The organism is Neobacillus sp. NPDC093182 (genome assembly GCF_044754045.1).
In genome coordinates this window covers 274,851-296,677 of sequence record NZ_JBIVOI010000001.1, presented here as the reverse complement: position 1 = coordinate 296,677, position 21,827 = coordinate 274,851, and the positions used below count along the sequence as shown (strand labels likewise).

The following is a 21,827-nucleotide window of genomic DNA, read 5'->3' as shown; positions in this document are numbered from 1 at the left end:
AATGGCTGGTTAATTATCGGAGGAATAAGGATGGCGGACCAAGAGGGTAAATATAATATTAAAGCGGCTGCATTAATGCTGGGGATTCAGCCAGGAACGCTGCGAGCATGGGAAAGACGATATCAAATGATTGCTCCTGTTAGAAATGATGCAGGGCATCGATTATATACAGAGGAGCATATCAAAATACTAAAGTGGTTAATAAAAAAGGTTAACCAGGGATTCACCATCAGTCAGGCCGTTTCCTTAATGGGACATAATCAATCTCAGATGGATTCTGAAGCCTTAAACCTGAAGCAGGATAATCCCCTAATCAGTTTGACAGACTCTCTGTACGAAGCCTTAATCCACTTCGAGCATGAGAGGATAAACGAAATTATAAATAATTTGTTTAGTATCTTTACAATGGAAAAAGTTATCATTGATATTTTTAGTCAGATTCTAAAGAAAATAGAGGATTCTTTTAGTGCTGGAAAAATTGTATCTGCACAGAAGTATTTTTCCTTATCTCTTATAAAAGCCAGGGTTGAGACTATTATTCATAGTTTACCTATTAATGTCCATCAGAACAAAGCGTTATGTATAAACTGGTCAAATGATTGGGATAATATTGAGCTCCTAATGTTTTCTTTTTATTTAAGAAAACGTGGTATACAAGTAATAAATATTGGTAAATTTAGTTCAGAAGATGAGAATGACCAAATATTGGATATGATTCATCCTGATTTCGTGATTATCTGTTGTGGGGTTCAGGAGGAGTTAAAAGATGCACTTTTAGTTGTTAATCATCTAACGGTGAAACATAAGGATCTTACGATTGGGCTTGGAGGTAGGGCTATAACTGCAATGAAACCATCTGATAAAGATCTATACTCATCCTTCATTTTTGGACAAACCATTAATGAATGGGAAATTTGGCTAATGGAACGGATGGTCTTTTAGACAAAGCACCAACCAACGCCATTGACATACACTAGGGATAAGAGTTATGTCACGGCAGGGGGCAAAAGAGCATGCGCTTAGAACGCTTAACGGTCAATAAGATAAAGATTTTTTTAACCTCTGATGATTTAATGGAAAGGGGACTTTCCAAGGATGATATTTGGAAAGATTCTATAAAATGGCATCAACTTTTCCATGACATGCTGGAGGAGGCAAGTGAAGAATTTGATGTTGAGATACAAGGTTCTGTTGCAGTTGAAATTTTCTCCTTGCAGGCTCAAGGAATGATTATGATCATAACGGTTGACGATAATATTGAAGATGAAGAAGTCTTATTTGATGGCTTTGTGGAGATGCAAGTAAGGGTTGAAGGCTGTGAAAACCTACTGTATCAATTCGAAAGTATAGAAGATATCATCGCTCTTTCTCACAGGTTGTTTGGATTAAACGTAAATGGCGGCAGTTTATATTCCTATAACAATCGATATTACTTAAATATGAATAACATTGATACTTCTATCGTAGAAAAAATTGCAGCATTTTTATCCGAGTATGGTAATCCATCGATTCTTAGTACACATGTACTTGAAGAATATGGAAATCTGATTGTTGAAAATGAAGCGGTGGAGATGATTCGAAAATATTTCAAATAGATTTTGAACCTTTGAGGAAATGTAAATAGGAGTCCGCCGCTCCTTTTTTATTTTGTTCGAAAGCCATGTTCAACAAGTATGACAGCGGTTACAATAAATAACTCAAAAATAGTGAAAAGTGAATTTTTCATCTTGCATAAATCATTTAAACGTGTATACTTGTGTCTGAAAGCGACAACATTTGTAAAAGTGATTTTTCTAGGAGGTTTACAGGATGGCAGCCGAAAATAGTAATGAAAAAACTAATCAAGAGGAAGAAAATAATGTATTAACTTCAACACAGACCGTTATACATAAAGCTCTTGAAAAGTTAGGTTATCCTGAAGAAGTTTATGAGCTCTTAAAAGAGCCATTACGTATGATGACAGTTAAAATTCCAATAAGGATGGATGACGGATCAATAAAAATATTTACCGGCTACCGTGCGCAGCACAATGACGCAGTCGGTCCAACAAAGGGCGGGATTAGGTTTCATCCCAATGTATCGGAGACTGAAGTAAAGGCCCTTTCCATTTGGATGAGCTTAAAATGTGGAATTGTTGACCTTCCTTATGGCGGTGGCAAAGGCGGAATTATTTGTGATCCGCGTGATATGTCATTTAGAGAACTTGAAAGATTGAGTCGTGGGTATGTACGAGCAATCAGTCAAATCGTTGGTCCTACAAAAGATATTCCTGCACCGGATGTTTTTACAAATTCTCAAATTATGGCTTGGATGATGGATGAGTATAGTCGTATAGATGAATTTAACTCTCCTGGATTTATTACTGGTAAGCCGCTGGTACTAGGAGGCTCTCACGGGCGTGAATCGGCTACTGCTAAGGGGGTAACCATTTGTATCCGCGAGGCAGCAAAAAGAAAAGGAATCGAAATTGAGGGTGCAAGGGTTGTTATTCAAGGTTTTGGTAATGCAGGAAGCTATTTATCAAAATTCATGCATGATGCAGGAGCTAAGGTTGTAGGTATTTCCGATGCGTATGGTGCTTTATATGATCCTGATGGCCTTGATATTGACTATCTCTTAGACCGTCGTGATAGTTTTGGTACCGTAACAAAATTATTTAATAACACAATCTCGAATAAGGAACTGCTAGAACTTGAGTGCGACATTCTCGTACCTGCTGCGATAGAAAATCAAATTACAGCTGATAATGCTCATAATATTCGTGCGGGAATTGTTGTTGAGGCTGCTAATGGACCAACAACGCTAGAGGCAACTGAGATATTAACCGAGCGAGGTGTGTTACTGGTTCCAGATGTACTTGCATCTGCTGGAGGAGTTACGGTTTCCTACTTCGAATGGGTTCAGAATAACCAAGGCTATTACTGGTCTGAAGAAGAAGTAGAAGAAAAACTCGAAAAAGTAATGGTCAAATCATTTAACAATATTTATGAAACAGCACAAACTCGACGTGTAGATATGCGCCTAGCCGCATACATGGTCGGTGTCCGGAAAATGGCCGAAGCAAGCCGATTCAGAGGCTGGATTTAAAACATTACTATTGAAACAAATTGGAAAAACTCCTATCATATGACGGTAGGAGTTTTTTTAAATGGCTGTGTTAAAAGCAGATTTATTTATTTTGGCACTCTGTTGATTTGCGCGGAAGGCACGAAGACTCCTGCGGGAGGACGGGGCTGGGGAGACCCCGCAGGCGCATAAGCGCCGAGGAGGCTCCCCGGACCGCCCGCGGAAAGCGAAGTGCCTCGTGACAGGCAAAGACCGCCTGTCCCTGCGGTGATTATTCAAAGAAGCTTTCCTTAGTGGAGCTCAAATCAACAGACAAATTTATCACAGCTTATGGAATAATAAATTGAGGTGATCAATTTGCAATTAGAAGATATCATTATCGTTGGTGGTGGACCATGCGGTTTGGCTGCAGCTATTGCCTTTAAAGAAATGGGGCTTAACCCTCTTATTATTGAAAAAGGTAACGTAGTAAATGCTATCTACCATTATCCAACCCATCAAACATTTTTTAGTACCAGTGAAAAGCTAGAAATCGGCGATGTACCATTCATAACCGAAAGCTATAAACCAAAAAGAAATCAAGCCCTTGTCTACTATCGGGATGTAGTAAAGAGGAAACAACTGTGTGTCAACTCTTTTGAGCGAGTATTAAAAGTGATGAAAGAAGAAGAAGAGGGCTTTCACGTCGTTACGGATAAACAAACCTATCAATCATCGTTTGTTGTCATTGCTACAGGTTACTATGACCATCCAAACTACATGAATGTCCCTGGGGAAGATTTACCGAAGGTGTCTCATTATTTTAAAGAAGCACACCCTTATTTTGATAAGGATGTATGTGTTATTGGCGGAAAAAACTCTAGTGTGGATGCAGCACTTGAACTGGTAAAAGCGGGTGCGAGAGTAACCGTTTTATACCGCGGTAAAGAATATTCACCGAGCATAAAGCCGTGGATTCTCCCAGAATTTGAGGCATTGGTACGAAATGGAATCATTAAAATGGAATTTAATGCTCATGTTATTGAAATAACCGAAGAGCAGGTACGGTATAAAAAGGATGGCGAAGAAAAGGCCGTATACAATGATTTTGTTTTTGCCATGACAGGATATCGTCCAGACCACCAATTTTTAAAAGCAATGGGGATAAAAATTGACGAAGAAACTGGAAGACCGCTGTTTAATCCTGATACAATGGAGACGAATATTGAAGGAGTTTATATTGCAGGAGTAATCGCAGCTGGGAATAACGCTAATGAAATTTTTATTGAAAATGGCAGGTTCCATGGAGATCTTATTGCTCAATCTATTAAAGAAAAACAAGTTACGGGGTGAAGTATTTTATGAAAAAGGTAGTTTTGTTAACAACAGGAGGTACCATTGCCAGCAAACCAAATAAGGATTCAGGAAAATTAGCTTCGGGCGAATTAACTGGCGAAGAGCTTGCAGCGATGTGTAATCTTCCCACTGACATTGAAGTCATTGTTGAATCAGTATTTCAAAAGGCAAGCATACATATTACTTTTGAGGATTTAGTCGCTTTAAAAAATAAAATTGACAAGTATTATGAGGATGAAGAGGTTTCTGGAGTTGTCGTTACTCACGGTACAGATACAATGGAGGAAACCGCCTATTTTCTTGATTTAACTATCAGGGACCCGCGGCCGGTTGTAATAACAGGCTCACAACGCTCTCCAGAGGATTTAGGAAGTGATGTCTTCATTAATCTAAGGCACGCTATCTATTCAGCTTGTTCTACGGATTTACTGAATGCGGGTGCAGTTGTCGTGTTCAATGAACGAATATTTGCTGCCCGATACGTAAAAAAAGAACACGCCTCTAATATCCAAGGATTTAACGTTTTTGGATTCGGTTATCTTGGGATTATCGATAATGATGTGGTACAGATCTTTCAAAAGCCAATAAAGAGAGAATACTTTTCTATTCAATCACCTATTCCTCAAGTAGATATCGTAAAATGTTATATTGGCGCTGATGGTAAATTTATTAAGGCCGCAAGAGAATCAGGGGTAAAAGGAATCATCCTTGAAGGTGTGGGCCGCGGTCAAGTTGCACCTCAAATGATGGAAGAAATAGAAAAATCACTTACAGAAGGAATCGTCTTAGTAATCACAACTAGTGCAGAAGAAGGTTCTGTTTATACAACTTATGACTATAAAGGCAGTGCCTATGACCTTTATAATAAGGGTGTCATCCTTGGTAGTGATAATGATTCCAAAAAAGCTAGAATTAAATTAGCAGTAGCACTTGCCAGTGGACTAGAGAAAATAAATTTTTAAAGGGCAATTAACAAATGGATATAATCTTTCATTTAATTAATGACAATATCATGTTAGGATTAAAGTAACGAATTGATTTGAAATGAGGATTATCCATGCTGGGAATATTATCAGCCGGTATTGCCCCCGGACTGGCCTTATTAAGTTATTTTTATTTAAAAGATGAATATGAGTCAGAGCCGATTTCGGTAGTTTTAAGAACATTCATGTTTGGTGCTCTGCTAGTGTTTCCAATCATGTTTATTCAGCATGTACTTCATACGGAGAATATAATCAAATCTGGATTTATTGAAGCATTCCTTTCATCAAGCCTTCTTGAAGAATTTTTTAAATGGTTTATCCTTTTTTATGCTATCTACCAGCACGTCGAGTTAGATGAGCCATTTGACGGAATTGTATATGGGGTGGCAGTATCACTTGGTTTTGCCACCGTTGAAAATATTTTTTATTTGATTGCCAATGGAATCGAACATGCGATGGCAAGGGCGCTTCTGCCTGTATCCAGCCATGCTCTATTCGGAGTCATTATGGGATTTTACCTTGGTAAAGCAAAATTTACAGAAGGAAAAAAGGCAAAATGGGTTATAATCTCCCTGCTATTGCCATTCATTTTACATGGATTTTATGATTACATTTTAATCTCACAAGAAAACTGGCTATATATTATTTTACCTTTTATGATCTTCCTTTGGTGGTTCGGTTTAAGGAAGGTTAAGATTGCCAGAATTTTAACGACTAACCATAAGAAAAAACAATATTCAACTCAAAATTCCTTTCATTCTTAAATGAAGGGTATTTTTTTTGAATAAATTTGCCATTAAGACAAAAAATAGGCTTACATCTAAAAAGATTTACAACTGGGGGTTACTTTACCATGAAGAAGAAAATCGTTAAATTAACTGTTCCAATCTTAATCTCCCTTTGTATAATGCCATTTACGTTTCTCGAGAATAACAGGGCATTTGCATTCTCTAATCAGGTTATCCAACAAGGTGCGGTTGGAGATGATGTCATCGAGCTTCAATCTAGACTTCAGTATTTGGGATTTTACAATAAGAAAATCGATGGAGTATTCGGTTGGAGCACCTATTGGGCATTAAGGAATTTTCAATATGAGTTCGGGCTGCCAATCGATGGTCTAGCAGGTACGGAAACAAAGGCAAAATTGGTCAAAGCAAGTAAATATAATAAACAATTTGTAAAGAATCAAATCAACAAAGGAAATAAATTTACACATTACGGTGGAGTAGATCAAAAAAAGCAGAGCGCACCACAGCCAAATGCTCAGCCAAAGGCACCGGCTAAAGCTCCAGCCAAGGCACCTGCTGCTAAAGCACCTAGTCCAAAACCGGCTGCCCCAGCCCCTGCTCCAAAAGCAGCACCAACTAAACCAACTGCGGCTAATACTCCAGGTGGATTTTCAAGTAATGATATACAATTGATGGCTAATGCTGTTTATGGAGAAGCGAGGGGTGAACCATATACAGGTCAAGTGGCAGTAGCAGCAGTTATCCTTAACAGGGTAAATAGCGCATCCTTTCCTAATACCGTATCAGGAGTTATTTTCGAACCTGGTGCCTTTACTGCCGTCGCTGATGGGCAAATTTGGCTTACTCCGAATGAAACAGCTAAAAAAGCAGTTTTAGATGCCATAAATGGAATTGATCCTACTGGCGAAGCTCTTTATTATTTTAATCCAGTAACAGCTACTAGCAAGTGGATTTGGTCAAGACCGCAAATCAAACGAATTGGGAAACATATTTTTTGCGAATAGAGGGGTGAAAAGGATGATAAGAGGAATAGTTATTGGTGTTCTAGCACTGGGTGTGGCGGGAACAGCCTACTGGGGATATCAAGAACATCGAGAGAAAAATGCGATTTTATTAAATGCTGAAAATAATTATCAACGTGCCTTTCATGATCTTACTTATCAAATGGATATACTTCACGATAAGATTGGCACCACTCTTGCGATGAATTCTAGGCATTCTTTATCCCCTTCACTAGTTGAAGTTTGGAGACTAACCTCTGAAGCACATAGTGATGTAGGACAGCTGCCACTGACATTGCTTCCATTCAATAAAACAGAAGAGTTTTTATCTAAAATTGGAAAGTTTAGTTATCAAACAGCGGTAAGAGATTTGGATAAAGAACCATTATCAGAAGAGGAGTATGAAACGTTAAAGGTTCTATACAAGCAATCTGGTGATATTCAGAGTGAACTGCGTAAAGTACAGCATATGGTGTTGGAAAATAATCTTCGCTGGATGGACGTTGAACTTGCGTTAGCTTCAGGGAAAGAACAAACCGACAATACGATTATTGATGGATTTAAAACAGTTGAAAAAACGGTATCCGGGTATGATGAAAGTGACTTTGGTCCGAGCTTTACGAATATGCAAAAGAAGGACGATAATTTTAAGAAAATTAAAGGAAAGACCATTTCTGAAAAAGAAGCCATCAGCATTGCAAAAAAATATATGAAATTTGACGGGAATGCTGAGGTTAAAGTAACTGAGAATGGTAAAGGTTCAGATTACGGTTTTTATAGTATCTCGATAAGAAATAAGAAAACTGGTCAAGAGGGAAGCATGGATATTACCAAAAAAGCAGGGTATCCAATATGGTTTATTAATCATAGAGATGTTACACAGCAGAAAATTAGTTTAAACGATGCAAATCTTAGAGCTGCAGCATTTCTAAAAGAGAATGGATATAAAAATATGGAGTTGTTTGAGAGTACTCAATACGATAATACGGGTGTATTTAATTTTGTCACCACAGAAAACAATATCAGAATTTATCCTGAGGCTATTAAAGTAGAAGTGGCACTGGATAATGGCAATATCATTGGTTTCTCGGCAGAGGATTATTTAAAATCATTAAATGACACAAGAAAAATTGAAAAACCAGCACTAACCAGTGAACAAGCTCGAGCAAAAGTAAATCCTAACTTTAAAGTAATGGAAGAGAGACAAGCTGTTATCGTTAACGATCTAAACAAAGAAGTATTATGTTACGAATTCCTAGGAACCATTGGTGACGACTCCTATAGAATCTTTATTAATGCTGTAGACGGTGTCGAAGAAGAAGTAGAAAAACTAAAAAATGCCGAAGAAGTCTACGACGAGGTTATATAAGCTGTTAGAATAAAATTATGCCATCACTCCAATAATAGTAGTAATTGGAATTTGGAGTGATGGTATGAAAATGGTAGAAAGAATATTAATAAAGGTAATTATAATCCAATTTATCTTTCTTTTTTTCGCTCAGCTATTCTTACATCAACTAGATATTTTTCCTCAATTAGAACAGTTAACAAAATATGAAGGTGTAAATGAAAATACATTTACAGAGATTCTACAAACCTTTAGTGATTAAAAAGCAGGATTCCTGCTTTTTTTTTATTCTCAAAGTGGGAACATTATAAAAGAAAATCCAATATAAAAATGCTAAAAAAAAGAGGCAATCAGCTTTCTTATGGTAAAATAAATAAGAGTGTATCAGACGAACATGAGTAACTTAGGAGGATCTATGGAAAAAAAATTATCAATCGCAATTGACGGACCTGCCGCAGCGGGTAAGAGCACAGTAGCAAAAGTTGTGGCAGAAAAGTTATCCTACATATATATAGATACTGGTGCAATGTATCGTGCCTTAACATATAAAGCACTGGTTAATGAACTTAACTTAGAAGATGAAAACTCTCTATTAGACACTCTATTAGCAACAAAATTAGAACTGTTCCCTTCACCCAAAGGTCAATTGGTATTTCTTGATAATCAAGAAGTAACGGAAGCGATTCGTTCATCAGAAGTTACAAATTCGGTTTCGATTGTAGCTAAGCACCAAAAGGTCCGTGAAGAAATGGTAAGAATGCAGCAATCCTTTGCCGTAGACGGCGGGGTTGTGATGGATGGCAGGGACATAGGGACACATGTGCTTCCAAATGCGGAAGTAAAGGTTTTTCTACTTGCCAGTGTAGAAAAAAGAGCCGTAAGACGACATACAGAAAATCTCCAAAAAGGCTTTCCTTCCGATTTAGAACAATTAAAGGCAGAAATTGCCCGTCGTGATAAAATAGACTCTGAACGAGAATTTGCACCATTAAAAAAAGCAGACGACGCATTTGAAATTGACACAACATCTTTGACGATCCCAGAAGTAGTAGAAAAAATTATGGATCTCGTGCATGAAAGGGTTGGATAAGTGTGACGTTTTATTCGTTTGCAAGATCAGTTGTTGCGGGTGTTTTTAAACCGTGGTATCGAATTGAAGTTAGTGGATTAGAGCATTTCCCTAAAGATGGCGGGGTGCTGCTTTGTACAAATCATATTCATAATTTTGATCCTTTAATCGTTGGTATCACGGCTCCTCGACCTGTCCATTTTATGGCAAAGGAAGAATTGTTCAAGGTTCCTGTATTGGGTAATATCGTAAGAAAGTGCAACGCTTTCCCAGTAAAAAGGGGGAAAGGGGACAGGGAATCATTAAGAGCTGGATTAAAGGTTTTAAAAGAAGGAAATGTGTTTGGGCTTTTTCCTGAAGGGACAAGGAGTAAAACGGGTGAAATCGGCAAAGGTCTATCGGGTGCGGGTTTTTTTGCCCTTAGAACAGAAGCAGATGTAGTCCCATGCGCCATAATTGGACCGTACAAAAGTTTGAAAACGTTAAAGGTTGTTTATGGAAAGCCGATTGCAATGGAGGAAATGAGGTCAGCCAAGGCCTCTGCGGAACAGGTGACTGAATTAATAATGTCAGAAATCCATAAACTTATTAAAGAGCACCGATAGGTTCTGCTTGACAAAAATGGCTATTTGTAAGAAGTTAATAAAAAGAGATTTTATTAGAATATTCACTCGTTTATCATTTTGATATTATATAATTTATTTAGCAGTAATTGGATTAAGGAGGAATACATATGTCGGAAGAAATGAACCAAGTAGATGTAAAAAATTATACGATCGGTGATAAAGTCACTGGACAAGTTACGAAGGTAGAAGAAAAACAGGTTATTGTAAATATTCAAGATAGTAAGCATGATGGTATTATTCCAATCAGCGAGCTTTCTAGCCTTCATGTTGAAAAAGCCTCTGACGTTGTTTCTGAAGGCGATGAATTAGAACTTGAGGTATTAAAGGTTGAAGAAGATGCCCTAGTATTATCAAAAAGAAAAGTAGACGCTGAGAAGGCCTGGGTAAATCTAGAAAATCTTTTCAATAGCGGAGAAGTATTTGAAACGGAAGTAAAGGATGTAGTAAAGGGAGGTCTTGTCGTTGATCTTGGCGTTCGAGGCTTTGTACCTGCATCTTTAGTAGAAGCTCATTTTGTCGAAGATTTTTCAGATTATAAAGGTAAAAATCTAACTTTTAAGATTGTTGAACTTGATAAAGAAAAAAATCGTCTCATTCTATCTCACCGTGCAGTGGTGGAAGAAGAAAAGGGTAAACATAAGAAAAACCTCCTTAACACGATTACTCCAGGTTCAGTAATTGATGGTACTGTTCAAAGAATTACGGATTTTGGAGCATTCGTTGATATTGGCGGTATCGATGGTCTTGTTCATATTTCTCAATTATCATATCAACATATTGATAAACCTTCAGATGTTGTACAAGAAGGTCAAAAAGTAAAAGTAAAGGTCCTTAATGTAGATCGTGATAATGAAAGAATTTCTTTATCTATTAAAGAAACACAACCAGGACCATGGTCTGATATAGCTGAAAAAGCACCTAAGGGCAGCACATTAACAGGAACAGTTAAAAGATTAGTTTCATATGGTGCGTTTGTAGAGGTTTTTCCTGGTGTTGAAGGCCTGGTGCACATCTCACAAATTGCTCATAAGCATATTGGTACACCACATGAAGTATTGAAGGAAGGGCAAGAGGTGCAAGTGAAAGTACTAGACGCAAACGAACAGGAGCAGCGACTTTCACTAAGTATCAAAGATCTTCTTGAAAAAGATGTGGAAGAAAACTTTGATTACGAACTTCCAGAGGAATCAAAAGGATTCCAGCTTGGCGAAATGATTGGCGATAAATTAAAGAATCTGGGAAAATAATGGTGATATAAAGTGTCTAGATCTGAACGGAAATGGGATCACATTCGCTATGCCCTAGAAACTGGGCAAAAGCGGTCAACAGCATTTGATGATGTCCAATTTATTCATCAAAGTTTACCAAACATCAATGTTTCAGATGTCACCTTTCACCAAATAATTGGCGGACTTTCTTTAAGTTCGCCAATTTTTATCAATGCTATGACAGGCGGCGGCGGCGAGAAAACCTACAAGCTTAATAAGCAGTTAGCACAGTTGGCAAAGGAAGCGGGGCTAGCTATGGCAGTGGGGTCACAAATGTCGGCATTGAAAGATAAATCTGAGAGTTATACATATGAAGTAGTACGAAAAGAAAACCCCTCTGGTGTGCTGATTGCTAATTTAGGTAGTGAAGCAACTCCTGAACAAGCAAAAATGGCTATAGATATGATTGAGGCTAATGCTTTACAGGTGCACTTAAACGTAATCCAGGAACTGACGATGCCGGAAGGGGACCGGGAATTTTCTGGTGCTCTAAAAAGAATAGAAGCGATTGTAAAAGAGGTAAACGTTCCCGTTATAGTAAAGGAAGTTGGCTTTGGAATGTGTAAAGAAACAGTGGAGTCTCTCTCAGCAATAGGGGTTTCAGCTGTGGACATCGGCGGTTTCGGGGGAACAAATTTTGCTGAAATAGAAAACAAGCGCAGTGAAAAATCACAAGCTTTCTTTAATCAATGGGGAATACCTACTGCCATTTCTATCTCTGAAGCCTCACATGCCTCGAAATCGATTTCAATCCTTGGCTCTGGCGGGATTACCTCTAGTGTTGAACTCGCTAAAGGTATAGCTTTAGGAGCTAGTGCGATTGGCTTTGCAGGCTTTTTCTTGAAGATCCTCGTTGAAAAGGGAATAGATGCCCTATATGAAGAAATCTCGTTCCTTCATGATGAGTTAACAATCATTATGACTGCTTTAGGAGCTAAATCTATTCAAGAACTGCAAAAAGCACCATTGATGATATCTGGTCAAATGCACCATTGGTTAACGCAAAGGGGAATCGATACAAGAACATACAGCCAGCGAACTATAAAATAAGCTCCCGCAGCCAGCGGGAGCTTTTTTGTCAGCTATACTTATTATCGTTTAATCCTCGTGCCTCTTCAGGGCTTTGAAGTTTAGTTGAACCAGGATAATGAAGCGCCTGATCACGGTCTACTCCAGCTCTGCCGCTTGCTTTAACCTTTTTTGCTTGTCGATCTTTTCCCATTTCTCCACACCTCCTACTATTAACATGATTTTGTTGATGAAAGATTATTCAGGGAAGTATGAAACTACATAAAGAATACCGATAATGGAAATAGTAGGAGGTGTGTGATAATGGAGGGTTCAATGTTTTATTGGATACTTTGGGTATTTTGGGTATATGTGACTTTTTTTATGAACAAACAAAATCATTATCGTTCAAAATTAGCAAGTTTCATTTTAGTATTGATTATTCTTTCGAATGTACATTTTATGTTTTTGAGCTTTGAGTTTCATGCTAGTGGATTATTTATGCTGATATTATCTTATATAATTCTTAGTAAGAAAAAACTGGGATCATTGCTATATGCCTTTATTTGTTCTTTCATTGTAACGATTGCATATGTTACCTTTAACTTATTTGTCATTTATGATCCTGTATGGGTGATTTTTCAAAAGGAATGGATGATGGGGATATGTTTTAGCTGCCTGGCGATTTTTTTACTAACTTCTTTAAAAGACAGATTGTTGATTGTTGTAAGTGGCACCATGCAAGGAGAGATCCTCTATGCCTTTTATCTTAGTAAATTTGAATTTTCTTATCCGATTGGGGCCATTGCTTACCTAGATGTGTTTTCATTAATTACAATTTTGTTGGTAAGCTGGAGCATACTAGAAAATGCAGGTTCCTTCTTTCAAAACCATTTTCATTTTTTGGAGAAGGGTAAACAAAAATCTTCCTAGAATAATTCTTCCATGTTTTGGATTGCGGTAAAGGACTAACATTGCTAAAATAATATGGTTAGACCCTTCTCTTCAAAGAAGGGTTTCTTTATCATTAGTACGCAACTGCTTAATTATAAAAATTGAGTTTCTCTGCTTTAACGATAATAATAACAAAATATTGATAAATATATGGATGAAAGGATGGCGATTATAATGGTAAAACCTGTTATAGCCATTGTAGGACGACCAAATGTTGGAAAATCAACTATTTTCAACAGAATTGTTGGAGAAAGAATTTCCATCGTTGAGGATATACCAGGAGTGACACGTGATCGAATTTATAGCTCAGGAGAATGGTTGACACATGATTTTAATGTCATTGATACGGGTGGAATTGATATTGGTGATGAACCGTTTCTCGAGCAAATTCGTCAACAGGCAGAAGTAGCTATTGATGAGGCAGATGTTATCATTTTTTTAACAAATGGCAGAGAAGGGGTAACGGCTGCAGACGAAGAAGTTGCAAAGATATTATATAAATCAAAAAAACCCATTGTATTAGCTGTTAATAAAATTGATAATCCTGAAATGCGTGAACAAATCTATGATTTTTATTCATTAGGATTCGGTGAACCTATACCTGTATCAGGCTCTCATGGTCTTGGATTAGGTGATCTTCTAGATGAGGCAGCTAAACATTTCCCTAAGAACAAGGGACAGGATTATGATGCAGATGTCATTAAATTTTCTTTAATAGGCCGGCCTAATGTTGGGAAGTCGTCATTAGTGAATGCAATTTTGGGAGAAGACCGTGTCATTGTAAGTGATATTGCTGGAACAACAAGAGATGCCGTGGATTCACCGTATACATATAATGGCGATAAGTATGTCATTATCGATACGGCTGGAATGCGGAAAAAAGGAAAAGTGTATGAGAGTACCGAAAAATATAGTGTACTTCGTGCCTTAAGGGCAATAGAACGATCTGATGTTGTTTTAGTTGTCATTAATGCAGAAGAAGGAATCATAGAACAGGATAAGAAAATTGCCGGTTATGCACATGAAGCTGGGAGGGCAATTGTGATTGTTGTCAACAAGTGGGATGCGGTAGAAAAAGATGAAAAGACAATGAAGGAACTTGAGCAAAAAATTAGAGAGCATTTTCTCTTCCTAAGTTATGCTCCAATTGTTTTCTTATCTGCAAAGACCAAGAAACGCATTCATACGCTGCTTCCAATGATCAATACTGCTAGTGAAAACCATGCAATGCGTGTCGAAACCAGCGTTTTAAATGATATAATTATGGATGCGGTAGCTATGAATCCAACACCTACGGATAAAGGTCGTCGATTAAAGATTTATTATACGACGCAAGTAGCGGTGAAACCGCCAACCTTTGTCGTCTTTGTAAACGAACCAGAATTATTGCATTTCTCTTATGAGCGCTTCTTAGAAAATCGAATCCGTGAAGCATTTGGATTCGAGGGAACCCCGATAAAAATTTATGCAAGAGAAAGAAAATAATTTTACGGTGGGAGTGAGCTAAATGCAGGAAAAAAAAGAAGCTGTAGCCGTTATTGGAGCAGGGAGCTGGGGGACTGCACTTGCGATGGTCCTTGCAGACAATGAACATGAAGTCCGGTTGTGGAGCCATAATGAATCTCAGGTGCAGGAAATCAATCAGTTCCATACAAATAAGAAATACTTGCCAGAAATCAATTTACCTGAATTAATTGTCGGTTATGCTTCATTGAGTGACGTTTTAGCTGGAATCAAAACGGTGATATTAGCGGTACCGACGAAAGCAATTCGCGAAGTACTTGGGAAAATACGTACCGTTCAAAACTCACCTTTGACCATTGCACATGTTAGTAAAGGGATTGAGCCCGATTCCCTTTTGAGAATATCGGAACTGATAGAGGAAGAAATGCCAAGTGAGCTATTAAAGGCAGTGGTTGTCCTCTCAGGTCCAAGTCATGCCGAGGAAGTTAGTCTGAGACACCCGACAACTGTAACGGTTTCGTCAGAAAATATGGCTGCAGCGGAAGAGATACAAGATTTGTTTATTAACCATAATTTTCGAGTCTATACCAATCCTGATGTTATAGGGGTTGAAATTGGCGGAGCATTAAAGAATATCATTGCTTTGGCTGCCGGAATAACGGACGGGCTGGGGTATGGTGATAATGCAAAAGCGGCTTTAATAACTCGAGGATTAGCTGAAATAGCGCGACTCGGAACAAAAATGGGAGCTAACCCGTTAACCTTTTCTGGTTTAGCGGGAATAGGGGATTTAATTGTAACTTGTACAAGCGTCCATTCAAGGAACTGGAGAGCGGGAAATCTGCTTGGTAAAGGAAAAAACCTTGATGAGGTTCTCGATAACATGGGTATGGTTGTTGAAGGAGTTAGGACAACGAAAGCAGCCTATCAGCTTGCCAATAAGTATGAGGTCAGCATGCCGATCACATTTGCCCTATATGATGTTTTATTTAATGGAAAAAATGCAAAAGATGCAGTTGATGTATTAATGGCACGTGGAAAAACTCATGAAATGGAAGATTTAGTAAATATTCTTGAAGAAAGAAACCTTGAAGATTAAAATTGTGTATTTTTCACTGAAAAATAGGCATTCATTGAGTGCGTTTCCCCACATTGTTGCATACAATGCAAGCGAAGCACACGTGTAGTATGAACCTAAATGTTTGGGTTGTTTAGTCACTAAGACTGAAGTAAGGAACTCGCCCCTCTTTACTTCAGTTTTTTTGTTGTTGATGGGGTGTGTTGATTTGTGCTCCACTAAGGAAAGCTTCCTTGAATAATCACCGCAGAGACAGGCGGTCTTTGCCTGTCACGAGGCACTTCGCTTTCCGCAGGCGTTGCGGTGAGCCTCCTCGGCGCTGTAGCGCCTGTGGGGTCTCACCTGCTCCGTACTCCTGCAGGACATTGAATTACATCCTCGAGTCCGCCCACGCACGAAGAAAATGCGATAGCATTTTCGAGGAGTCTTCGTGCCTTCCGCACAAATCAACACGTTATTTTAACAAGAATTCCTTTTTTCCTTTATGTAAAAAAACAAAACTTTTATGAAAGCACCATCCATATGTTATAATAGCTTTCGGAATAAAGGGGGTGTCCTGATGTCACCAGGTATGTTGAAAATGTGGATATCGATTGCAGGAATGGGAATTATGTTTCTTGCTATTATTACAATTTATTTGAGCCGTTATAAGTTAACAGGAATCCTAAAGTTTTTTACTGCGGTTCTTGCTTACATTTTTTTAATCATTTCGGGAATCACGTTGGTTATTGTCCTTTTTACATAAATACAGAAAAAAGAAAAAATAGGTGATTGTATGAATTGGAAGGCCGTTGTCACATTGATCATTGTAACTTCTTTGTTTTTATCCGGATGTATGTATCCATCTGAGAAGTTAGCGGAAAATCAAATCCCATATACAGACCAAATCGCTGCAGTTCAACAAGCGGTAAATTCTTTTAAGGAGGATAATGGCGGAATCTTGCCGATAAAAACAAGAGATGCTGTGACTCCAATCTATCAAAAATACCCAATTGAATTTAAAAAAGTTGCTCCTAAATATATGGCAGAGCCTCCAGGGAATGCCTTTGAAAGCGGCGGGATCTTTCAATATGTCCTTGTAGATGTTGAAACCAACCCAACCGTAAAACTATTAGACTTGAGAATGGCTGATACCATTCGTGATATTAATCTGAGAATCAAATCCAATGGCTACCCGCCATATAAAGAAAAAATTGCTGATAATGTATATACAATTGATTTTAACGAATTGGGGTATAAGCAGGAGCCATATGCCATTAGTCCATACTCTAATCAAAATCTGCCGTTTGTAGTAACGACAGACGCGGAAGTCTACGTCGATTACCGTCAAGATTTATTTCAGGAGTTAAAGAAATCGGACAAGAAGGTAATACCTGGCGAGGATATTCGTAATATTCTTGTGGAGGATTCCATGTTTGTTCCCGCCTATTCTTTACCGTATACAGTGGATCCTGAGACAAACGAACCAGTTTTTTTAAAGCAATAAGTAATATCAAATAGTCATAACCCTTCTCCTTCGAAATATATTGTAGGAGAAGGGTTTTTTTTGGGCACATAATTGTCATATACCAATCAGGTTAAAGACATACGGTTTAGGAGTCTCTCCCGTGTTACTTTACCATAAACCCTCATTCAATCAACTGTTCAGACACAACAGATACTAGCATATTCAAGGAATAAATAGTTAAGGGGGTAAAAATATTTTTAAAAACTGTCATAACAATGTAGGACAACGTCATAAATATATATTGTCCAAAAATATCTTGATGGATAATATTATCCCACTTTACTCTATGATCGGGAGGGGATCACTTGGAAAAGGTTGATATTTTCAAAGATATTGCCGAAAGAACCGGCGGTGATATTTATTTAGGAGTAGTAGGAGCTGTAAGAACAGGAAAATCCACATTTATTAAGAAATTTATGGAGCTTGTGGTTTTACCCAATATAGACAACGAAGCAGAGAGATCTAGAACCGTAGATGAGCTTCCTCAAAGTGCTGCAGGAAAAACAATCATGACAACTGAGCCCAAGTTCGTTCCGAATCAAGCTGCTAGTGTCCATGTTGACGAAGGACTTAATGTTAATATTAGACTGGTTGATTGTGTCGGTTACACGGTTCCAGGTGCTAAAGGGTATGAGGATGAAAATGGTCCAAGGATGATTACGACTCCTTGGTATGAAGAGCCGATTCCATTCCATGAAGCTGCTGAAATTGGAACTAGGAAAGTCATTCAAGAGCATTCTACGATTGGTGTAGTGGTGACTACTGACGGCACAATTGGTGAAATACCTAGAAGTAATTATATCGAAGCTGAGGAAAGAGTGATCAATGAGCTGAAGGAAGTGGGCAAACCGTTTATTATGGTTGTTAATAGTGCTCAGCCATATCACCCGAGCACGGAAACACTCAGGTCCAGCTTAGCGGAAAAGTATGACATTCCTGTGCTGGCAATGAGTGTTGAAAGCATGCGCGACAGTGATGTACTTAACGTTCTTAGAGAGGCTCTATACGAGTTTCCTGTGCTAGAGGTTAATGTTAATCTTCCTAGCTGGGTAATGGTATTGAGAGAGAATCACTGGCTGCGTGAAAGCTATCAAGAAGCAGTTAAAGAAACGGTTAAAGATATCAAGAGATTAAGAGATGTTGACCGGGTCGTGCAGCAATTCAGCGACTTTGACTACATTGAGAGGGCGGGATTAGCCGGAATTGAAATGGGTCAAGGGGTTGCAGAAATCGACTTATTTGCTCCAGATGAACTTTACGATGACATCTTAAAAGAAATCGTCGGGGTAGAAATTAGGGGTAAAGACCATCTCCTTGAGCTCATGCAGGATTTTGCTCATGCAAAAGCGGAGTATGATCATATATCAGATGCTTTAAAAATGGTGAAACAGACAGGTTACGGTATTGCCTCACCGTCATTATCAGATATGAGTCTGGAAGAACCGGAAATTATCCGCCAAGGTGCAAGGTTCGGAGTGAGGCTTCGAGCAGTAGCTCCATCGATCCATATGATTAAGGTCGATGTTGAATCAGAGTTCGCTCCTATTATCGGAACAGAAAAGCAAAGTGAAGAGTTAGTCCGCTACTTAATGCAGGACTTTGAGGATGATCCACTGTCCATCTGGAATTCTGATATTTTTGGACGTTCGTTAAGCTCCATCGTTAGAGAGGGTATTCAAGCGAAACTATCCTTAATGCCAGAGAATGCAAGGTATAAACTAAAAGAAACATTAGAGAGAATCATAAACGAAGGATCTGGCGGTTTGATTGCAATAATTCTTTAATCCTGGAGACTCCAATTTGGAGTCTTCTTTTTATTTTTACAAAAAAAACAACCAAGTTCGTCAAAAAAAAGGAGAAATTTGTAGAAATGAAGAAAAGATTACCATTATTTCATGAAATATTCTTGATAAGAGTAAATGATTGTGATAATCTTTTAACAGACTCACGTCTAGTGCTTAAAACCTTTATATAATAAGGTTTCTTATTAAAAAAGTAGATTAAAATATCAAAAACTGTAATTTTTGATTACTTTGCCAATAAAACTGCGCTATGACGTATAGAAATAAGAAAAATTGTTTAGAAATGTAGATAAGTAATCTTATTTACGATTCTTAACTTATATTATTGGGAGGAGGTGAATAGCATGAACAAGACAGAACTAATTAACGCAGTTGCAGAAGCAAGCGAACTTTCTAAAAAAGACGCTACAAAAGCAGTTGATGCTGTTTTTGATTCAATTCTAGATGCTTTGAAAAATGGTGATAAAGTCCAATTAATCGGTTTTGGTAACTTTGAAGTACGCGAACGTGCGGCACGTAAAGGACGTAATCCTCAAACTGGTGAGGAAATCGAAATTGGTGCAAGCAAAGTTCCTGCTTTCAAACCAGGTAAAGCGCTTAAAGATGCAGTAAAATAATTACATAAATTTATTGCTTCGGCAAAAAGGTCATGGTAACACTCCATGACCTTTTTTCTATGTACTTTGAACAAAACCACGGTTGTGCTAATATGTATTTGTCATATATACTTGTTTGATACATAGTAGGGGGAATATGCATGACTGAAGTGAATCGCACGCAGATTGAGGAAGCGGTGCGTACAATATTAACGGCGATAGGCGAAGATCCGAGCAGAGAAGGTCTTCTTGATACGCCGAAACGAGTAGCAAAAATGTATGAAGAGGTTTTTAGCGGTCTGAATGAAGATCCGAAAAAACATTTCGAAACCATATTTAGTGAAGACCATGAAGAGTTAGTTCTGGTTAAGGACATCCCATTCTATTCCATGTGTGAACATCATCTTGTACCTTTCTTTGGAAAAGCACATATAGCATATATTCCTAAAGGCGGCCGCGTAACAGGATTGAGTAAATTAGCAAGGGCGGTGGAAGCTGTCGCAAAGAGACCTCAGCTGCAAGAGAGAATTACCTCTACCATTGCTGATAGTATGATGGAAAAATTAGACCCACATGGAGTAATGGTGGTTATTGAGGCGGAACATATGTGTATGACAATGCGCGGGGTAAAAAAACCTGGTTCAAAGACAGTTACAACAGCAGTTCGCGGTAATCTTGCAAATGATACCATTGCTCGTTCAGAAATACTATCGTTAATTAAGAATTAATGGGGTGATACTATGGAAAAAAGACAACCACAAAGTAGTGACTTTGTTGTGATAAAAGCAATTGATGATGGTGTGAATGTGATTGGTTTGACAAGAGGAACAGATACAAAATTTCATCATTCTGAAAAGCTTGATAAAGGGGAAGTATTGATCGCCCAGTTCACCGAACATACATCAGCGATTAAAATCAGGGGAAATGCAAAAATAATGACGCATTTTGGCGAAATGGAAAGTGAAATGAAAAAATAGTGATAAATATTTTAATTGCCTGTAATTATTTTTAGTCAGTCTTCTTCTTTCTTTACGCTAGAAATGTATTTATTTTGTGAATTTCTGCCCATACAAACGCTTTTATGATATAATTGTCACTGCCTTGTTTAAACAAAAGGATCGTCATAAATATATAAATTCGGGGAAGCAAGGGTGATTAAATTGCCAGACATTCGACAAAAATTTACAGACATTAAGGAGCAAGTTGAGCAAAAAGTATTTCATCCTTACTTGCTAAAATATATTGAGACGCCAGTAATAGATGAAGATAAACTGCTTATTCTCGTGTCCATTATGGATCGACTCGAATTGTCTTACAATGAGATGAAAAATTATGCGATGACAACCATGCTGATTCAAATTGCCCTTGATACCCATGAGCATATATCTAACGCTGCAGTAGATGAGATAAATAGACAATTAACGGTCCTCGCTGGGGATTATTATAGCGGCTTGTATTATAAATTATTGGCAGAGTCTGAAGATATCAACATGATAAAAGAACTCTCTAAAGGAATAAAAGAAATTAATGAACATAAAATTTCCATTTATCAAAAAGAATTAAACAGCATTGAAAATCTAATGACAAGTATAAAGAAAATTGAAAGTTCTTTACTTGTGAAATTCTCCGAATGTTTTAAAGTGGACTTGTGGAATGAGTTTATTGCTAAACTATTCTTTTTCAAGCGTTTACTACATGAGAAAAGGCTTTTTATGGAGGCTGGAAGCAGCGTAGTGTTCGAAACGTTAAAAGAATTAACCATAGTGAATACTAATCGCTCAATAAAAAATCTGTCAGATAAACAACAAAGTGATTTGCTTGTCATTTGTGATCGTTATCTTGATTCTTCAAAACAATTCCTGATAAAGGGAACGAGTCAGCTGCCATATTTAAATGATATGCTTGAAGCTAGAATTACTTCGATCATTAATGAACATCAACCAATTGTGAAAACTTTAGTGGAAGAAGGGTAA

At 37.9% G+C, this 21,827-nt stretch carries 24 protein-coding genes; 23 read left to right on the top strand and 1 reads right to left on the bottom strand.

Translation table 11 applies throughout. The features are described 5' to 3' along the window. Nucleotides 1-30: 30 nt before the first annotated feature. From ACIQAA_RS01550 to fni, 13 genes are all read left to right on the top strand, one after another. Nucleotides 31-942: a MerR family transcriptional regulator gene (locus tag ACIQAA_RS01550; protein ID WP_402614061.1), complete on the top strand. Its 912-nt coding sequence runs from the start codon at nucleotides 31-33 to the stop codon at nucleotides 940-942. Between the two features lie 71 nt (nucleotides 943-1,013). Then, a complete protein-coding gene (locus ACIQAA_RS01545; protein ID WP_402614058.1) occupies nucleotides 1,014-1,595 on the top strand; it encodes a genetic competence negative regulator in 582 nt (193 codons plus the stop codon). A gap of 214 nt (nucleotides 1,596-1,809) precedes the next feature. After that, nucleotides 1,810-3,087 (top strand): Glu/Leu/Phe/Val family dehydrogenase, encoded by a 1,278-nt coding sequence (locus ACIQAA_RS01540; protein WP_402614056.1) that lies wholly within the window; start codon nucleotides 1,810-1,812, stop codon nucleotides 3,085-3,087. Between the two features lie 336 nt (nucleotides 3,088-3,423). Then, complete coding sequence (locus tag ACIQAA_RS01535) at nucleotides 3,424-4,398, top strand: YpdA family putative bacillithiol disulfide reductase (protein ID WP_402614053.1); 975 nt, start codon at nucleotides 3,424-3,426, stop codon at nucleotides 4,396-4,398. Nucleotides 4,399-4,406: 8 nt separating this feature from the next. Beyond that, nucleotides 4,407-5,363: an asparaginase gene (locus ACIQAA_RS01530; protein ID WP_402614050.1), complete on the top strand. Its 957-nt coding sequence runs from the start codon at nucleotides 4,407-4,409 to the stop codon at nucleotides 5,361-5,363. Between the two features lie 95 nt (nucleotides 5,364-5,458). Further along, nucleotides 5,459-6,148, top strand: a complete 690-nt coding sequence (gene prsW, locus ACIQAA_RS01525) for a glutamic-type intramembrane protease PrsW (protein ID WP_402614047.1) — start codon at nucleotides 5,459-5,461, stop codon at nucleotides 6,146-6,148. 89 nt (nucleotides 6,149-6,237) lie between these two features. Continuing rightward, nucleotides 6,238-7,137, top strand: coding sequence for a spore cortex-lytic enzyme (sleB, locus tag ACIQAA_RS01520; protein ID WP_402614044.1), 900 nt, complete (start codon nucleotides 6,238-6,240; stop codon nucleotides 7,135-7,137). A gap of 13 nt (nucleotides 7,138-7,150) precedes the next feature. After that, nucleotides 7,151-8,503, top strand: coding sequence for a germination protein YpeB (ypeB, locus tag ACIQAA_RS01515; protein ID WP_402614041.1), 1,353 nt, complete (start codon nucleotides 7,151-7,153; stop codon nucleotides 8,501-8,503). A gap of 64 nt (nucleotides 8,504-8,567) precedes the next feature. Continuing rightward, nucleotides 8,568-8,744, top strand: coding sequence for a YpfB family protein (locus tag ACIQAA_RS01510; protein WP_402614038.1), 177 nt, complete (start codon nucleotides 8,568-8,570; stop codon nucleotides 8,742-8,744). A 153-nt stretch (nucleotides 8,745-8,897) separates the two neighbouring features. Next, nucleotides 8,898-9,572, top strand: a complete 675-nt coding sequence (gene cmk, locus ACIQAA_RS01505; protein ID WP_402614034.1) for a (d)CMP kinase — start codon at nucleotides 8,898-8,900, stop codon at nucleotides 9,570-9,572. Nucleotides 9,573-9,574: 2 nt separating this feature from the next. Next, nucleotides 9,575-10,156: a lysophospholipid acyltransferase family protein gene (locus ACIQAA_RS01500; protein ID WP_402614032.1), complete on the top strand. Its 582-nt coding sequence runs from the start codon at nucleotides 9,575-9,577 to the stop codon at nucleotides 10,154-10,156. Nucleotides 10,157-10,284: 128 nt separating this feature from the next. Beyond that, on the top strand, nucleotides 10,285-11,424 hold the full coding sequence (gene rpsA / locus ACIQAA_RS01495) for a 30S ribosomal protein S1 (protein WP_402614029.1): 1,140 nt from the start codon (nucleotides 10,285-10,287) through the stop codon (nucleotides 11,422-11,424). A 12-nt stretch (nucleotides 11,425-11,436) separates the two neighbouring features. Beyond that, nucleotides 11,437-12,495: a type 2 isopentenyl-diphosphate Delta-isomerase gene (fni, locus tag ACIQAA_RS01490; RefSeq protein WP_402614026.1), complete on the top strand. Its 1,059-nt coding sequence runs from the start codon at nucleotides 11,437-11,439 to the stop codon at nucleotides 12,493-12,495. Between the two features lie 28 nt (nucleotides 12,496-12,523). Here fni and ACIQAA_RS01485 read toward each other — a convergent pair whose 3' ends face one another. Beyond that, the gene (locus tag ACIQAA_RS01485) at nucleotides 12,524-12,667 is read right to left on the bottom strand and encodes a YpzI family protein (RefSeq protein ID WP_306073551.1); all 144 of its coding nucleotides are present in this window, start codon (nucleotides 12,665-12,667) and stop codon (nucleotides 12,524-12,526) included. 110 nt (nucleotides 12,668-12,777) lie between these two features. Here ACIQAA_RS01485 and ACIQAA_RS01480 point away from each other — a divergent pair, with 110 nt between their 5' ends. The 10 genes from ACIQAA_RS01480 to ACIQAA_RS01435 all read left to right on the top strand — a co-directional run bounded on the left by ACIQAA_RS01480 (nucleotide 12,778) and on the right by ACIQAA_RS01435 (nucleotide 21,827). Further along, a complete protein-coding gene (locus tag ACIQAA_RS01480; RefSeq protein ID WP_402614021.1) occupies nucleotides 12,778-13,386 on the top strand; it encodes a YphA family membrane protein in 609 nt (202 codons plus the stop codon). A 195-nt stretch (nucleotides 13,387-13,581) separates the two neighbouring features. Continuing rightward, a complete protein-coding gene (der, locus tag ACIQAA_RS01475; RefSeq protein ID WP_402614018.1) occupies nucleotides 13,582-14,892 on the top strand; it encodes a ribosome biogenesis GTPase Der in 1,311 nt (436 codons plus the stop codon). A 22-nt stretch (nucleotides 14,893-14,914) separates the two neighbouring features. After that, on the top strand, nucleotides 14,915-15,970 hold the full coding sequence (locus ACIQAA_RS01470) for an NAD(P)H-dependent glycerol-3-phosphate dehydrogenase (RefSeq protein WP_402614015.1): 1,056 nt from the start codon (nucleotides 14,915-14,917) through the stop codon (nucleotides 15,968-15,970). A gap of 538 nt (nucleotides 15,971-16,508) precedes the next feature. Then, on the top strand, nucleotides 16,509-16,694 hold the full coding sequence (locus ACIQAA_RS01465) for a DUF2768 domain-containing protein (RefSeq protein ID WP_307194636.1): 186 nt from the start codon (nucleotides 16,509-16,511) through the stop codon (nucleotides 16,692-16,694). Between the two features lie 30 nt (nucleotides 16,695-16,724). Beyond that, nucleotides 16,725-17,435, top strand: a complete 711-nt coding sequence (locus ACIQAA_RS01460) for a hypothetical protein (RefSeq protein ID WP_402614012.1) — start codon at nucleotides 16,725-16,727, stop codon at nucleotides 17,433-17,435. Nucleotides 17,436-17,761: 326 nt separating this feature from the next. Next, on the top strand, nucleotides 17,762-19,240 hold the full coding sequence (spoIVA, locus tag ACIQAA_RS01455; RefSeq protein WP_402614009.1) for a stage IV sporulation protein A: 1,479 nt from the start codon (nucleotides 17,762-17,764) through the stop codon (nucleotides 19,238-19,240). Nucleotides 19,241-19,602: 362 nt separating this feature from the next. After that, complete coding sequence (hbs, locus tag ACIQAA_RS01450) at nucleotides 19,603-19,875, top strand: non-specific DNA-binding protein Hbs (RefSeq protein ID WP_034676225.1); 273 nt, start codon at nucleotides 19,603-19,605, stop codon at nucleotides 19,873-19,875. A gap of 140 nt (nucleotides 19,876-20,015) precedes the next feature. Beyond that, on the top strand, nucleotides 20,016-20,582 hold the full coding sequence (folE, locus tag ACIQAA_RS01445; protein WP_402614006.1) for a GTP cyclohydrolase I FolE: 567 nt from the start codon (nucleotides 20,016-20,018) through the stop codon (nucleotides 20,580-20,582). 12 nt (nucleotides 20,583-20,594) lie between these two features. Further along, a complete protein-coding gene (gene mtrB / locus ACIQAA_RS01440; RefSeq protein ID WP_402614003.1) occupies nucleotides 20,595-20,831 on the top strand; it encodes a trp RNA-binding attenuation protein MtrB in 237 nt (78 codons plus the stop codon). 174 nt (nucleotides 20,832-21,005) lie between these two features. Next, on the top strand, nucleotides 21,006-21,827 hold the full coding sequence (locus tag ACIQAA_RS01435; RefSeq protein WP_402614001.1) for a heptaprenyl diphosphate synthase component 1: 822 nt from the start codon (nucleotides 21,006-21,008) through the stop codon (nucleotides 21,825-21,827).

Bases quoted from the DNA above. Each gene is read 5' to 3' on its own strand.
- folE (WP_402614006.1), top strand. From the start codon at position 20,016: ATGACTGAAGTGAATCGCACGCAGATTGAGGAAGCGGTGCGTACAATA.
- mtrB (WP_402614003.1), top strand. From the start codon at position 20,595: ATGGAAAAAAGACAACCACAAAGTAGTGACTTTGTTGTGATAAAAGCA.
- cmk (WP_402614034.1), top strand. From the start codon at position 8,898: ATGGAAAAAAAATTATCAATCGCAATTGACGGACCTGCCGCAGCGGGT.
- ypeB (WP_402614041.1), top strand. From the start codon at position 7,151: ATGATAAGAGGAATAGTTATTGGTGTTCTAGCACTGGGTGTGGCGGGA.
- ACIQAA_RS01510 (WP_402614038.1), top strand. From the start codon at position 8,568: ATGAAAATGGTAGAAAGAATATTAATAAAGGTAATTATAATCCAATTT.
- ACIQAA_RS01480 (WP_402614021.1), top strand. From the start codon at position 12,778: ATGGAGGGTTCAATGTTTTATTGGATACTTTGGGTATTTTGGGTATAT.
- prsW (WP_402614047.1), top strand. From the start codon at position 5,459: ATGCTGGGAATATTATCAGCCGGTATTGCCCCCGGACTGGCCTTATTA.
- ACIQAA_RS01530 (WP_402614050.1), top strand. From the start codon at position 4,407: ATGAAAAAGGTAGTTTTGTTAACAACAGGAGGTACCATTGCCAGCAAA.
- rpsA (WP_402614029.1), top strand. From the start codon at position 10,285: ATGTCGGAAGAAATGAACCAAGTAGATGTAAAAAATTATACGATCGGT.
- ACIQAA_RS01470 (WP_402614015.1), top strand. From the start codon at position 14,915: ATGCAGGAAAAAAAAGAAGCTGTAGCCGTTATTGGAGCAGGGAGCTGG.
- ACIQAA_RS01545 (WP_402614058.1), top strand. From the start codon at position 1,014: ATGCGCTTAGAACGCTTAACGGTCAATAAGATAAAGATTTTTTTAACC.
- der (WP_402614018.1), top strand. From the start codon at position 13,582: ATGGTAAAACCTGTTATAGCCATTGTAGGACGACCAAATGTTGGAAAA.
- ACIQAA_RS01460 (WP_402614012.1), top strand. From the start codon at position 16,725: ATGAATTGGAAGGCCGTTGTCACATTGATCATTGTAACTTCTTTGTTT.
- hbs (WP_034676225.1), top strand. From the start codon at position 19,603: ATGAACAAGACAGAACTAATTAACGCAGTTGCAGAAGCAAGCGAACTT.
- ACIQAA_RS01465 (WP_307194636.1), top strand. From the start codon at position 16,509: ATGTCACCAGGTATGTTGAAAATGTGGATATCGATTGCAGGAATGGGA.
- ACIQAA_RS01540 (WP_402614056.1), top strand. From the start codon at position 1,810: ATGGCAGCCGAAAATAGTAATGAAAAAACTAATCAAGAGGAAGAAAAT.
- ACIQAA_RS01550 (WP_402614061.1), top strand. From the start codon at position 31: ATGGCGGACCAAGAGGGTAAATATAATATTAAAGCGGCTGCATTAATG.
- ACIQAA_RS01485 (WP_306073551.1), bottom strand. From the start codon at position 12,667: ATGGGAAAAGATCGACAAGCAAAAAAGGTTAAAGCAAGCGGCAGAGCT.
- sleB (WP_402614044.1), top strand. From the start codon at position 6,238: ATGAAGAAGAAAATCGTTAAATTAACTGTTCCAATCTTAATCTCCCTT.